The sequence below is a fragment of the Delftia sp. ZNC0008 genome (assembly GCF_000799035.1).
GTDB classification, from domain to species: domain Bacteria; phylum Pseudomonadota; class Gammaproteobacteria; order Burkholderiales; family Burkholderiaceae_C; genus Comamonas; species Comamonas tsuruhatensis.
In genome coordinates this window covers 1-13,961 of the sequence record NZ_JTKZ01000531.1, presented here as the reverse complement: position 1 = coordinate 13,961, position 13,961 = coordinate 1, and the positions used below count along the sequence as shown (strand labels likewise).

Below are 13,961 nucleotides of genomic sequence, written 5' to 3'. Positions count from 1 at the left end.
CCGCGTAGGTGCGGGCGGCGCGGTTGCCTCCGGGGCCGCTTCAAGTGCCGTCACGCCGGGCGCAAAAACCACGAAAAACCGCGCTCCGCCCCTTTAAAAACGGCAGATGGCCGCCAGTTGCAGCCATCGTCGCCGAAAAACCCGCAGCAGCCAGATCCTGGCAGCCCATGTGGGTCAGGGCTGACGCATACAATGCTCCGTTCTCCTGCGCGGGCCCGTGCATATCGGCGTGCGCAGCGACCCTTTTTCGACCTTCCAATCCTGGAGTCTTGCCCGTGTTTATTTCTTCCGCTTTTGCCCAGACCGCACCCGCAGCAGCAGCCTCCGGTGGCGACTTCATGTCGCAGTTGATGGGCATGGCGCCTCTGGCGCTGATGTTCGTGGTGCTGTACTTCGTGATGATCCGTCCGCAGATGAAGCGCCAGAAGGAGCATCGCTCCATGATCGAGGCACTGGCCAAGGGTGACGAAGTGGCAACGGCCGGCGGCATCATCGGCCGCGTGACGCGCATGTCCGAGCAATTCCTGCACATCGAGATCGCCTCGGGTGTGGAAGTCCAGATCCAGCGCAGCGCCGTCGTCCAGGTGCTGCCCAAGGACACGCTGAAGTAAGCGCTGTCCCTGTCTTGCGGGTGTGCGGACCGCGCAGGCGGCAGCACACCCTTTTGTGCGTTGCTGTCTACAAAGAGCGAAGAGCGCGATCATGAACCGATATCCGGTCTGGAAGTACGCGATCATCGTGATCGCGCTGCTGGTAGGGGTGCTCTACACCCTGCCCAATTTTTTCGGTGAGGCGCCTGCGGTGCAGGTCTCCTCGGCCAAGGCCACCATCAAGGTGGACAACGCCGTGCTGCAGAAAGTCGAAGAGGCCTTGAAGGCTGCCGATGTCAAGCCCGACGTCCTGTCCATCGAAGGCACCTCGGTGCGCGCGCGCTTCAACACGCCCGACGAGCAGCTCAAGGCCAAGGACGTGATCCAGAAGGCCCTGATCCCCGATGCCAACGACCCGGCCTACATCGTGGCCCTGAACCTGGTGTCGCGCTCGCCGCAATGGCTCACGGCCGTCGGCGCCAAGCCCATGTACCTGGGGCTGGATCTGCGCGGTGGCGTGCACTTCATGCTGCAGGTGGACATGGCCGCCGCCCTGACCAAGAAGGCCGACTCCTTTGCCGGCGACCTGCGCAGCTCGCTGCGCGACAAGAACATCCGCCACGGCGGCGTCTCGCGCAACGGCAACACCGTCGAGATCCGCGTGCGCGACGAAGCCATGCTCACGGCCGCGCGCAACCTGGTCTCCGACCAGTTCCCCGATCTGGCGGCCACCTCCGAGCCGGATGGCGCAGGCTTCAAGCTGCTGGCCTCCATCAAGCCCGAAGCCCTGCGCAAGGTGCAGGAGCAGGCGCTCAAGCAGAACATCGTCACCCTGCACAACCGTATCAACGAGCTGGGCGTGGCCGAGCCCGTGATCCAGCAGCAGGGCCTGGACCGCATCATCGTGCAACTGCCCGGCGTGCAGGACACGGCCAAGGCCAAGGACATCCTGGGCCGCACGGCCACGCTGGAAGTGCGCCTGGTCGACGAATCCTCCGAGGCGCGCGGCGCTGAACTGGGTTCGGGCCCCGTGCCCTTCGGCTCCGAGCGCTACCTGGACCGCAACGCCCAGGCCGTGATCGTGCAAAAGCAGGTCGTGCTGACCGGCGAGAACCTCACCGACGCACAGCCCGGCTTCGACAGCCAGACCCAGGAGCCCACGGTCAACCTGGTGCTGGATGCCAAGGGCGCACGCATCTTCAAGGACATCACGCGCGAGAACGTGGGCAAGCGCATGGCCATCATCCTGTTCGAAAAGGGCAAGGGCGAGGTCGTGACAGCTCCCGTGATCCGCACCGAGATCGGCGGCGGACGCGTGCAGATCTCGGGCCGCATGACCACGGCGGAAGCCAACGACACGGCCCTGCTGCTGCGCGCCGGCTCGCTGGCCGCGCCCATGGAGATCATCGAGGAATACACCATCGGCCCCAGCCTGGGCGCCGACAACATCAACCGCGGCATCCACTCCGTGGTCTGGGGCCTGGTGGCCATCGCGGCCTTCATGTGCGTGTACTACCTGCTGTTCGGCGTGATCTCCACGGTGGCCCTGTCGGTCAACGTGCTGCTGCTGCTGGCCATCCTGTCCATGCTGCAGGCCACGCTGACCCTGCCCGGCATCGCCGCCATGGCGCTGGCGCTGGGCGTGGCCATCGACTCCAACGTGCTGATCAACGAGCGCATCCGCGAGGAACTGCGCGGCGGCGCGTCGCCGCAGGCGGCCATCCATGCGGGCTACGAGAACGCATGGCACACCATCCTGGACTCGAACGTGACCACGCTGATCGCGGGCCTGGCGCTGCTGGCCTTCGGCTCCGGCCCGGTGCGCGGCTTCGCCGTGGTGCACTGCATCGGCATCCTGACCAGCATGTTCTCGGCCGTGTTCTTCTCGCGCGGCCTGGTCAACCTCTGGTACGGCCGCCGCAAGAAGCTCAAGAGCATTTCCATCGGCCAGGTCTGGAAGCCTGAAGACACCAGCCAGCTGCGCTCGGTGACGGCCAAGGGATCCAGCGTCGCCGATTCCGGCGCCAACAACTGAAAGGGGGAAGACCATGGAGTTCTTCCGCATCCGCAAAGACATCCCCTTCATGAAGTACGCGTTGATCCTCAACGCGGTGTCCTTCATCACCTTCGCGCTGGCCGTGTTCTTCCTGCTCACCCGCGGCCTGCACCTGTCCGTGGAATTCACGGGCGGCACCGTGATGGAGGTGGCCTATACCCAGCCCGCCAACATCGCCAAGGTGCGCGACACGGTCGCCGGCCTCGGCTACGCCGATGTCACGGTGCAGAACTTCGGCACATCGCGCGACGTGATGATCCGCCTGCCCGTGCAAAAGGACGTGACCTCGGCCCAGCAAAGCGAGCAAGTACTCACGGCACTCAAGAAGGAAGACGCCGAAGTCACGCTGCGCCGCACCGAGTTCGTGGGCCCGCAGGTGGGTGACGAGCTCATGCACAACGGCCTGATGGCCCTGGGCTTCGTGGTGCTGGGCATCGTGATCTACCTGGCCATGCGCTTCGAGTGGAAGTTCGGCGTGGCCGCCGTGATCGCCAACCTGCACGACGTGATCATCATCCTGGGCTTCTTCGCGTTCTTCCAATGGGAGTTCTCGCTGTCGGTGCTGGCCGGCGTGCTGGCCGTGCTGGGCTACTCGGTCAACGAGTCGGTCGTGATCTTCGACCGTATCCGCGAAGCCTTCCGCAAGTTCCGCAAGCTCAGCACCACCGAGGTGATCGACCACGCCATCACCAGCACCATGAGCCGCACCATCATCACCCACGCCTCCACCGAGGCCATGGTGCTGTCCATGTTCTTCTTCGGCGGTCCCAGCCTGCACTACTTCGCGCTGGCGCTGACCATCGGCATCCTGTTCGGCATCTATTCCTCGGTCTTCGTGGCCGCCGCCATCGCCATGTGGCTGGGCGTCAAGCGCGAGGATCTGATCAAGGCGCCCAAGGCTTCCACGGACCCCAACGACCCCAACGCCGGCGCCACCGTGTAAGCGGATGTTTTAGCCCTGGACCGGCTTACACTCCCGGGCATGCCCTCCCTGCCCCACCCTTCCAACGCGCCTGCTGGCCCCCAGTCCTCCCTGGGCCAGCAGGCGCGTTTGCATTGGGTGCGAGGACTGTGCAAGGGCCTGCCCGGCGTGGCCCAGCAGCTGCTGGCGCAGATGGAGCAACAGGCCCATGCCGTGGGCACGCAGCGCGAAATGCAGGAGCGGCGTGAAGCCTGGGGCAACTACCGCCAGCACCAGAACGCCTGGCTGAACGCCAGCATGCAGGCCCTGCAAGGCGCGCTGCAGCCGGCCAAAGCCGCGCCTGCCGCCGTGCCGCAGCGCGGCGCGCTGCAGTTCGAGTTGCTCAGCGACGATGTGGTGGAGAACAAGATCCTGGCCTCCCGCATGGCCCTGGCCATGGGAGAGACCGCAGCGCCGGCCTTCGACACGCTGCGTCTGCGCATGCAGTTCATCGAGGGCCGCGAGCTGCCCTCGGACGATATCCTGCGCACCGAAACCGTGTGCCGGCACCTGGTCGAGCAATGGCTGGCCACGGGCCTGCAGCGCGGTGATCTGCAGCGCGTGCTGGACCTGCTGCAGACGGCCCTGGCGCCCGTGCTGGTGACCGAGTACCAGGCCGCCCATGTGCTGCTGGACGGCCAGGGCGTCACCCGCTCACAGGACGTGGCCATGCGCGTGCGGCGCACCGAGGCAGGCAACTCCACGCGCGCCATGGGCCTGGGCCAGACCGCCGCGCCACCTGCTGCGGCATCGCAGCATGCCACTGCATCACAGCATTCCTCGGCCTATGCGCCCACGCAGATGGGCGGCGTGCCCGGCGCTGCCGCCTACCCGCCCGACACTGCGGCGCCCCCCCATGGCCAGATGCCGGCGATGCCCGCCATGCCCGTAGGCCTGACAACCCTTTCGCGCGCACGCCACCGCGCCCAGGAAGTCGTGGGCCAGTTGCGCCGCCTGCTCATGCAGCCGGGCGTGGGCGTGCAGGGCCTGGTGCCCGGTGTGGGCGCAGGCATGCCCCAGGCGCCCGCATCGGCCGCGCTGACCCAGGCCTTGCTGGAGCAGCGCGTGGTGGCCCAGACGCAGTACCAGCAGATGCTGGCCCAGGGCCTGACCACGCTGCACATCGATGTCAGCCCGGCTGCCATCGGCCAGTTGGTCGGGCAGGTGCGCGAACGTTCGGCCGACCTCAAGCGCAAGGCCACCACCTCGGGCGAAAAGGCCACCATCGAGATCGTGGCCCTGATGTTCCAGGCCATCCTGACCGAGGACCGCATCCCGCCCTCGGTGCGCGTCTGGTTTGCCCGGCTGCAGGTGCCCGTGCTGCGCGTGGCACTGGCCGAGCCGGAATTCTTCAGCAACCTGCGCCATCCGGCCCGGCTGCTGATCGACCGCCTGGGCTCCTGCGTGATGGGATTCGACGCCTCCAGCATCAGCGGCAGCGCGCTGGAGTCCGAGATCCGGCGCATCGTCCAGGTCATCGAGCAATACCCCGAAACGGGCCAGAAAGTGTTCGTGCTGGTGCTGCGCGAGTTCGAGGATTTCCTGGCGCGCTACCTGACCCAGTCGCAGGACAAGGCCAAGATCGTCACCGTGGCCCAGCAGGTGGAGCAAAAGGAAACCCTGGCCATCCAATACACGATCGAGCTGCGCCACCTGCTCACCGACATGCCGGTGCGCAAGGAGATCCGCGAGTTCCTGTTCAAGACCTGGACCGAGGTGCTGGCCCTGGCCGCCGTGCGCCACGGCGCCAAGGACGCGCGCACCATGCGCTTCAAGCAGGCCGCCAGCGAACTGGTCTGGGCCGCCAGCGCCAAGCCCACGCGCCAGGAACGCTCGCGCGTGATCCAGACGCTGCCGACGCTTTTGCAGACCCTGCGCGAAGGACTGGCCCTGATCGGTGTCACGGGCGACGCCCAGTCCACGCGCATCAAGCTGGTCACCGACACGCTGGCCGAGGCCTTTGTCTCCAAGACCGCGACCATCGCCCCGGCCCGCATCGAGGCCATGGCGCAGCGGCTGGCCCATCTGGAGCAGTACATCAATGAAGACGGCATGCTCGACGAGGACATGCCGCTGTCGCCCGAGAACATCGAGATGATCCTGGGCGTGGACACGGCCGGCCTCAACGTCATCCCGAGCACGAACACGGCCGTGGAGCCGGTGATGCTGGAATGGGCGGCCTCTCTGGAGACGGGCCGCTGGTTCACCCTGGACCACAACGGCGCGCGCATCCAGGTGCAATACACCTGGCGCAGCCGCCGCAAGCAACTGCACCTGTTCGCCGCGCTCGATGGCACCTGCCACCTGCTGCAGCTGCGGCGCATGGCCTCCTACCTGCAGTCCGGCCTGCTGGCCGTGCATGACGAGGAGGCGCTCACCGTGCGCGCGACGCGGGATGCGCTGCAGAAGATTCAGGCGAACCCTGAAAGGCTAAGCTCCCCCTGAGGCACGGCGCCTCTCTACCCGCTTCGCGGGGGAGGGGGACGATGCCCTCGGCTAGGCGCCCCCACCGCGAGGCGGCTCTTGCTCGGCATCTCCCGCTTGGGGATGCGCCAGTTTTTGAGATCAGGCCTGGGCCAGGCGCTGGAACAGGCCGCCGGGCAGGCGTTCCACGCGGCCGTCCAGTTCCAGCTCCAGCAGGCGGGCCTGCAGGGCTGAGGCGTCCATGCCTGTGCGGTCCATGAGCTCGTCCAGCGACAGCGGGTCGTGGGCCAGGGCGCGCAGGGTGGCGTCGCTCTCAGGGTCCTGGGCGGACTGGAAAGCTGCCGCTGCCGATACAGGCTTGGGAAGCGGCAGGGGCGTGGTCGTGCCCTGCAGCTCATCGAGCACGTCCTGCGCCGTTTCCACGAGCTTGGCGCCCTGGCGCAACAGCGCATGGCAGCCGCGCGACTGGGGCGCGTGGATGGAGCCAGGAATGGCAAAGACTTCGCGGCCCTGTTCGCTGGCCAGCCTGGCCGTGATCAGCGAGCCCGACTGCAGGGCCGCCTCAACCACCAGCGTGCCCTGGGACAGGCCCGCAATGATGCGATTGCGCTGTGGAAAGTGCGCGGCCATGGGGCCGGTGCCCAGCGGATATTCGCTGACGATCAGCCCGTGGCTGGCCACTTCGCGGGCCAGGGCGGCATGGCGCCGCGGGTAGACCTGGTCCAGGCCCGTGCCGACGACGGCAATGGTGATGGGAGCACCCAGCCCGCCCAGGCGTGGCGCCGCGCGCAGCGCGCCTTCATGGGCCGCGCCATCCACGCCCTGCGCCAGTCCGGAGACGATGCACAGGCCGGCCTCGGCCAGCGCCTGCGCCATGGCACGCGCGTTGGCCGCGCCCTGGACCGTCGGCCCGCGGCTGCCCACCATGGCCAGGGATTGGGGATAGGGGAACCAGGGCGCCGGCCCTGCCATGCAGCGCTCGCTGCCCTGCACATGCAGCAGCAGTGGCGGATCTTCGGTCTGCAGCAGCGCCTGCGGATACTGGGGATGGCCCAGCACGAGCACGGCATGCAACTGCCCGGAAGCGGGCTGGTCCAGCCATTGCGCCGTGGCCGCCACAAGCTGCTCCAGGCGCTGGGGCACCGTCTGCAGGGCATGGGCCTGAGCGGCGGTCACCAGTCCGTGCCAGGCGGACGGCGGGCCGCTCCAGATGTCCTGCGCACCACCGCAGGCCGCCAACAGACGCCGGGCCGTGGTGCGGCCCACGCCGGGCGTCAGCAGCAGCCGGAGCCAGGCAGAGAGTTCGTCAGGAGCCAACCGGTCCGTGGACTGCAGGGCGGCCGCCATGGCGCTGCCGGCAGGCCGTGGTGGCTCAAGGAGCCGGCGAGGTCAGGCTGTCGCCGACCTCGACACCGCGCCGCGCCTCCATGATCAGCGCGTAGGAGACGCGATCGAAGGTCCGGAACACCATGGCATGGCCGTTGTGTTCGTCGGGCAGTTGCACCTCTTCCTTTTTCTCGCCCGTCTTGTCCACGATGCGTGCGCCGCGGCGTATCAGCTCCAGCACCGTGCCCACGTCCATGCCGTCCTGCGTGCCCTTGTTGATGGCAATGACCTGGTTGTTGGCCGCCCAGCGCACGGCCTGATCACCGTACAGGGAAACCACATGGGCCTTCACTGCCTGTTGCGGCGCGTGGGGCGCGTAGTTCATGTAGGTGCGCTCGGGCGCGGGCAGCAGGCGGTCGCCGGCGCGCATTTCGGTCTTGGAACGCGACAGGTCCACCGTGGCGGGAGAGTTCTGCTGGTGCTTTTCGCCCTTGCTGTCGACGATCTCCAGCGTGGTCTCGCCCTCGATGAGATCGGCCAGGCCCAGGTACTTGGCCTCATAGCCCAGCACCTCGCCGGAGATGGGATCCTTGAGCGCCACGGCATCGCGGAAGACGCGGTACTGGCGCGGCAGGCCGTCGCCCTTGCGCAGCGGCGCCTCGGCGGTGCCGCGTGCATAGGCGCGGTCGCCGCTGGCCATGAGCACGCGCTCGTCCGTGGTGGCGATCAGGCGTGGCGCGCGCAGCAGCGTTTCCGCATCGACGACCAGGGGCTCGGCCAGGAAGGGCTCGATCAGATGGGGCTGCAGCGTGGGCAGGGCCGCCTGGGCCAGGGATTCGCTGCGCGTGCTCGGAGTGATGCGGACCACGCCGGGCTCGCCGCCATCGCCCATGGGGCGGGCCGTGCTCAGGCGGGCGTAGCCGTCACGCTTGTCCAGGTACAGCACCTGGCCCGGATAGATGAGATGGGGGTTGGCGATGGCCTGCATGTTCATGCCCCACAGCTCGGGCCAGCGCCAGGGACGGCGCAGGAACATGCCGGAGATGCCCCACAGCGTGTCGCCGCGCTTGACGGTGTAGCTGTCGGGCGCATCGGGCGCCAGCTCACCCACGGGAACGCCCTGCTGCGCCACCTGCTGGGCTGCCGAGCGCTGCGATGGCGTCACCGGATACTGCTGCGCGTGGGCCGCCGCACACGCGGCGATCAGGGCCGAGGCAACAGTCCAGGTACGAGCTGTGGCGAATGCAGTCATGGAATTCCTCTTCTTGTGTCTGACACAGCGTCCCTCCTAGGCACTGCGGCACGGCCGATCTTGTCATGAACGGCCATACAGGTCTTACAAATCAGCAAAGATTCTGCGTGCAAGGCCATGAGAGGGCAACGCTTATTGCGTCGTCCCGCTGCGCCCAGGCAGAAAAGTGGCGAAAATAACGACATTCACCGACCACGCCATGTCCATTCTGCCCATTCTTTGCTATCCCGACCCCCGCCTGCACACCGTCGCCAAGCCGGTCGCCAAGGTCGATGACCGCATTCGCCAACTGGTGCAGGACATGTACGCCACCATGTATGACGCCCAGGGCGTGGGACTGGCCGCCACCCAGGTGAATGTGCATGAACGCGTGGTCGTGGTCGATGTCTCCGAAGGCCGCGACGAGCCCTTTGCGCTGATCAACCCCGAGCTGCTCTGGGCCAGCGACGAGAAGCAATTGGGCGAGGAAGGCTGTCTGTCCGTGCCCGGCATCTACGACGGTGTCGAACGCTCCACGGCCATCAAGGTCAAGGCGCTGGACGAGAACGGCAACGAACGCATCATCGAGGCCGAAGGCTTCAAGGCCATCTGCATCCAGCACGAGATGGACCACCTGATGGGCAAGGTCTTCGTCGAATACCTGTCGCCGCTCAAGCGCAACCGCATCAAGACCAAGCTGCTCAAGCAGCAGAAACAGGCAGAACGCGCATGACCCGCCTGCCAGCGCCTCGCTTCATGCCGCGCTGGAAGATGGACGGCGCGGGCCTCGTTGCCTGGGCGCTGCTGGCCCTGTCCCTGCTGCTGGTCGGCTGCACCGTACCCGAGTGGCAAAAGCCCGGCACGCCACGGGCCGACATCGAGCGCTCCATGGGCCGCCCGACCCTGAGCCTGCCGCTGGACGGCGGCGGCACGCGCCTGGTCTACAGCTGGCAGCCTGCAGGCCAGCAGGTCTATCACATGGATTTCGACGCCAGCCAGCGCCTGGTGCGCGTGGAGCAGGCGCTCACCATCGAACGCTTCCACGCCCTGCGCAATGGCGAGGACACCCGGGAAAGCGTACGCCAGCTCTTCGGCCCGCCTGCGCTGATCGAGAGGGTCTACAGTTTCAACGGCGACATCTGGACCTACCGTATCCTGGAAAATGGCATTCGCCGCCAGGCCCATGTGCATATCGACCCCGCCGGCGTGGTGCGCCGCGTGATGTTCACCGACGAAGTGTTCAATGACGACGATCGGCGTTGAGCCTGCACACCGTCCCCACCGTCCCTACTGGATTGCATGAGAGTCATTTTTGCCGGCACGCCCGAGTTCGCGCGCGTTGCCCTTGAACGCCTGCTCGCCGCGGGCTTCACCGTTCCCCTGGTGCTGACCCAGCCCGACCGTCCTGCCGGGCGCGGCATGAAGCTGCAGGCCTCGCCCGTCAAGCAGTGCGCGCTGGAGCATGGCATTGCCGTGGCCCAGCCGCGCAGCCTGCGCCTGGACGGCAAATACCCCGAAGAGGCCGCCGCCGCCCGCGCCGCCATCGAAGCGGCCCAGGCCGATGTCATGGTCGTGGCCGCCTACGGGCTGATCCTGCCGCAGTGGGTGCTCGATACGCCCCCGCGCGGCTGCCTGAACATCCACGCCAGCCTGCTGCCGCGCTGGCGCGGCGCCGCGCCCATCCACCGCGCCATCGAGGCCGGCGATGCCGAGACCGGCGTCACCATCATGCAGATGGATGCGGGCCTGGACACGGGCGACATGTGCCTGATCGAGCGCCTGCCCATCACCGCCGACGACACCACGGCCAGCCTGCACGACAAGCTGGCCGACCTGGGCGGGCGCCTTATCGTCGAGGCGCTGGAGATGAGCGCCTGCGGCGGCCTGCCGCGCACGCCCCAGCCTGCCGAGGGCGTGAACTACGCGCACAAGATCGAAAAGGCCGAAAGCCAGATCGACTGGCATCAGGATGCCGAGGCCATTGCCCGGCGCCTGCGCGCCTTCAATCCCTTCCCGGGCGGCGCCACGCAGTACGGCGATGAATCCATCAAGGTCTGGGAGGCTCACGCCGACCCCGCCGCCGTGGCGGCGGCAGTGCCCGGCACCGTGCTGTCCGCAGGCGCCGACGGCGTGCGCGTGGCCTGCGGCCAGGGCGTGCTGTGCATGACGCTGCTGCAGCGCGCGGGCGGCAAGCGGCTGGCGGCAGGCGATTTCCTGCGCGGCTTCGATCTGCCTGAAGGAGCCATCCTGGACGGTGCTGCCAGCGGCGGCACGCCATGAACCTGCAGCCCCTGGTGGAACGCGCACGCGGCATTGCGCGCGATCCCGCCTTCATGACCGGCGTGCGCGACATGTCGGGCACGGCGCTGGGCATAGGCGCCTGGGGCCTGGTCACGGGCGTGGCCATGATCAAGAGCGGCATGTCCCTGCCCCTGGCGCTGTTCATGGGCCTGCTGGTCTATGCCGGCAGTGCCCAGCTGGCGGTGCTTCCGCTGATGGCCGTGGGCGCGCCCATGTGGGTGGTCTGGTTCACGGCCATCTGCGTGAACCTGCGCTTCGTCATCCTCAGCAGCATGTGGCGCAGCTACTTTGCCCACCTGCGCCTGCGCCACCGCCTGGCCATCGCCTATTTCAGCGGCGACGTGATCTTCGTGGGCTTCATGAAGCGCTACCCCGATGCCCGGCCCCAGCCCGAGCAGCTGCCCTATTTCTGGGGCGCCGCATCGACCAACTGGCTGGCCTGGCAGATCCCGTCCACGCTGGGCATCCTGCTGGCCGACCAGGTGCCCCTGTCCTGGGGCCTGGGCTTTGCGGGCGTGCTGGCCCTGATGGGCGTGCTGCTGTCCATGCTCAACGACCGTGCCACCTGGGTGGCAGGCGTGGTTGCGGCCAGCGCGGCCGTGGCGGCCTTTGCGCTGCCGCTCAAGCTCAATATCCTCGTGGCCATCGCTGCAGCCGTGGCCGCAGGCCTGCTGGCGGAATCGCTGCAGCAGCGCCTGCGCGCACTGCAGGCGCCTGAAAAAGAGGAGCCAGGCCCGGTGATTCTCCCGCCCGATACAGCCCATGGCGAGCGCCATGCCCGGCTGCCGCTGGACGAAGACGTCCGACCCGTGGAAACAACCAAGGAAAAGGAAACGCTCTGATGGATCTGTCCTGGCTGTGGCCCTGGCTGGCCTGCGTGGGCCTGGCGGCCATCACGCTGTTCACACGCGCCTTCTTCCTGATTCCCGAGCGCGAGGTGCCCTTGCCGCAATGGCTCAAGCGCGGCCTCAAGTACGCGCCGCTGGCGGCCCTGGCGGCCGTGATTGCGCCCGAGATCGTGATGACCAACGGCCGGCTGATCTCCACCGTGGTCGATGCGCGCCTGCCGGCCCTGGCTTGCGCGGTCATGTATTTTTTTTACAAGCGCAGCATCATGGGAACGATCGCGCTTGGCATGGCGGTCTATCTGCCACTGCATATCGGCCTGGGCTGGTAGGCGCAGCGCGGCCCAGAGCGACCGAGAGCGCCCGGCTGCCCGGCTGAAACCGGATTACAGGCGCTCCCGATGCCCCGGATCGCCGGTGCGCCCGCCCGCTGCCGGGGCGGGCACGCCGCCTACAATGGCCGCGCTTTACCTCTTTTTCGTTTCAATTCCATGGCGATCGCCACCGATCGCAACGCCGCCGTCATGAACATTCTCCGTTTCTCCGATCTGTGCGCCCAGGGCAAGGCCCAGGGCCAGCGCGTCTTCATCCGCGCCGACCTCAACGTGCCCCTGAACGATGCTGGCGAGATCACCGAGGACACGCGCGTGCGCGCCTCCGTGCCCGCCATCGAGATGGCACTGAAGGCCGGCGCCGCCGTAATGGTGACCAGCCACCTGGGCCGCCCCACCGAAGGCGAGTTCAAGCCCGCCGATTCGCTGGCGCCCGTGGCCCGCCGCCTGGGCGAGCTGCTGGGCCGCGAAGTGCCCCTGGTCGCCGACTGGGTGGACGGCGTGCAGGTGGCGCCCGGCCAGGTCGTGCTGCTGGAGAACTGCCGCGTGAACGTGGGCGAGAAGAAGAACAAGGAAGAACTGGCCCGCAAGCTGGCCGCGCTGTGCGACATCTTCGTGCACGACGCCTTCGGCACTGCCCACCGTGCCGAGGGAACCACCTACGGCATCGCCCAGTTCGCGCCCATTGCCTGCGCGGGACCGCTGCTGTCGGCCGAGATCGACGCCATCACCAAGGCCCTGGCCAATCCGCGCCGCCCGCTGGCCGCCATCGTGGCCGGCTCCAAGGTGTCGACCAAGCTGACCATCCTGCAGTCGCTGGCCAAGAACGTGGACCAGCTCATCGTGGGCGGCGGCATTGCCAACACCTTCATGCTGGCGGCGGGCCTGAAGATCGGCAAGAGCCTGGCCGAGGCCGACCTGGTCGGCGAGGCCCGCGCCGTGATCGACGCCATGGCCGCACGCGGCGCCGAGGTGCCGATTCCCACCGACGTGGTGGTCTCCAAGACCTTCGCGGCCGACGCGCCCGCCACCGTCAAGAAGGCCACCGAAGTGGCTGACGACGACATGATCCTGGACATCGGCCCCGAGACCGCCGCCCGCCTGGCCGAGCAACTGCGCAAGGCCGGCACCATCGTCTGGAACGGCCCCATGGGCGTGTTCGAGTTCGACCAGTTCGCCAACGGCACCAAGGTCGTGGCCCAGGCGATTGCCGAGTCCGACGCCTTCAGCATCGCCGGTGGCGGCGACACCCTGGCCGCCATCGCCAAGTACGGCATCGAGGACAAGGTCGGCTACATCTCCACGGGCGGCGGCGCCTTCCTGGAAGTGCTGGAAGGCAAGACCCTGCCTGCCTTCGAGATCCTGCAAAAGCGCGCCAACGGCTGAGCACGGCAACATCCGGATACGGGGCACTTTCTTGTCAGTGCCTCGCGGCGAAGCCACAATCGACACTTTGCGCAGCTGCAGCAATCCGCCGCAGCGCGCCCCCGCACCGAGGAGAAATCCATGCGATCGTTCAAATCCGCCGGCGGCCTGGCCCTGGCGGGCCTCTGCCTGGCCCTGGCGGGCTGCGTCAATGCACCGATGACCAGCTACTTCGAAGCCACGGCCCAGCCCAAGATCGGCGCTGCCGGCCACTGGGACTCCGTGGCCAACGATGTCGTCGCCAAGACGCTGGAGACACTGCAAAAGACCGGCATCGAGCGCACCACGCCGGTCCACGTGGCCCTGCCGGCCGAGCCCAGCCCGTTCGACAAGGGTTTTCGTGAGCTGATCATCACCAAGCTCGTGCAAAGCGGCGTGACCGTCATGCTGCAGCCGGCCCAGGCCCAGCTGCAGGTGAGCTACGGCGCCCAGGTCGTGCGCCACGGCAAGCGCCTGCCCAACCCCGAACT

At 67.6% G+C, this 13,961-nt stretch carries 13 protein-coding genes; 11 read left to right on the top strand and 2 right to left on the bottom strand.

Annotated features, from left to right (window positions below):
• Positions 1-275 precede the first annotated feature (275 nt).
• The 4 genes from yajC to L995_RS17885 all read left to right on the top strand — a co-directional run bounded on the left by yajC (position 276) and on the right by L995_RS17885 (position 6,052).
• The gene (yajC, locus tag L995_RS17900; RefSeq protein WP_016449366.1) at positions 276-611 is read left to right on the top strand and encodes a preprotein translocase subunit YajC; all 336 of its coding nucleotides are present in this window, start codon (positions 276-278) and stop codon (positions 609-611) included.
• A 91-nt stretch (positions 612-702) separates the two neighbouring features.
• Positions 703-2,625 carry a protein translocase subunit SecD gene (secD, locus tag L995_RS17895; protein WP_016454252.1) on the top strand — a complete coding sequence of 641 codons (1,923 nt, stop codon included), beginning with the start codon at positions 703-705 and terminating at the stop codon, positions 2,623-2,625.
• A 13-nt stretch (positions 2,626-2,638) separates the two neighbouring features.
• Complete coding sequence (secF, locus tag L995_RS17890) at positions 2,639-3,589, top strand: protein translocase subunit SecF (RefSeq protein ID WP_016449364.1); 951 nt, start codon at positions 2,639-2,641, stop codon at positions 3,587-3,589.
• 39 nt (positions 3,590-3,628) lie between these two features.
• Complete coding sequence (locus L995_RS17885) at positions 3,629-6,052, top strand: DUF1631 family protein (protein WP_047472841.1); 2,424 nt, start codon at positions 3,629-3,631, stop codon at positions 6,050-6,052.
• A gap of 120 nt (positions 6,053-6,172) precedes the next feature.
• Here L995_RS17885 and dprA read toward each other — a convergent pair whose 3' ends face one another.
• Positions 6,173-7,378 carry a DNA-processing protein DprA gene (dprA, locus tag L995_RS17880; RefSeq protein ID WP_047472840.1) on the bottom strand — a complete coding sequence of 402 codons (1,206 nt, stop codon included), beginning with the start codon at positions 7,376-7,378 and terminating at the stop codon, positions 6,173-6,175.
• Positions 7,379-7,403: 25 nt separating this feature from the next.
• Positions 7,404-8,609 (bottom strand): LysM peptidoglycan-binding domain-containing protein, encoded by a 1,206-nt coding sequence (locus L995_RS17875; RefSeq protein ID WP_047472839.1) that lies wholly within the window; start codon positions 8,607-8,609, stop codon positions 7,404-7,406.
• A gap of 199 nt (positions 8,610-8,808) precedes the next feature.
• Between L995_RS17875 and def the strand changes: the two genes are divergently transcribed.
• The 7 genes from def to L995_RS17840 form a co-directional block, all read left to right on the top strand.
• Positions 8,809-9,321: a peptide deformylase gene (gene def / locus L995_RS17870; protein WP_016449360.1), complete on the top strand. Its 513-nt coding sequence runs from the start codon at positions 8,809-8,811 to the stop codon at positions 9,319-9,321.
• Positions 9,318-9,851 carry a membrane protein gene (locus tag L995_RS17865; RefSeq protein ID WP_034366210.1) on the top strand — a complete coding sequence of 178 codons (534 nt, stop codon included), beginning with the start codon at positions 9,318-9,320 and terminating at the stop codon, positions 9,849-9,851. Before def ends, L995_RS17865 begins: the two co-directional genes overlap by 4 nt.
• Before the next feature lie 36 nt (positions 9,852-9,887).
• Positions 9,888-10,868: a methionyl-tRNA formyltransferase gene (gene fmt, locus L995_RS17860; protein WP_047472838.1), complete on the top strand. Its 981-nt coding sequence runs from the start codon at positions 9,888-9,890 to the stop codon at positions 10,866-10,868.
• On the top strand, positions 10,865-11,731 hold the full coding sequence (locus L995_RS17855) for an AzlC family ABC transporter permease (RefSeq protein ID WP_046986000.1): 867 nt from the start codon (positions 10,865-10,867) through the stop codon (positions 11,729-11,731). The genes fmt and L995_RS17855 overlap by 4 nt, the downstream gene beginning before the upstream one ends.
• Positions 11,731-12,066, top strand: a complete 336-nt coding sequence (locus tag L995_RS17850) for an AzlD domain-containing protein (protein WP_012202761.1) — start codon at positions 11,731-11,733, stop codon at positions 12,064-12,066. Before L995_RS17855 ends, L995_RS17850 begins: the two co-directional genes overlap by 1 nt.
• 192 nt (positions 12,067-12,258) lie before the next feature.
• Positions 12,259-13,452 (top strand): phosphoglycerate kinase, encoded by a 1,194-nt coding sequence (locus L995_RS17845; RefSeq protein ID WP_026062985.1) that lies wholly within the window; start codon positions 12,259-12,261, stop codon positions 13,450-13,452.
• A 120-nt stretch (positions 13,453-13,572) separates the two neighbouring features.
• Positions 13,573-13,961: hypothetical protein (locus L995_RS17840; RefSeq protein ID WP_047472837.1), on the top strand; the 389-nt coding region annotated here is incomplete at its 3' end.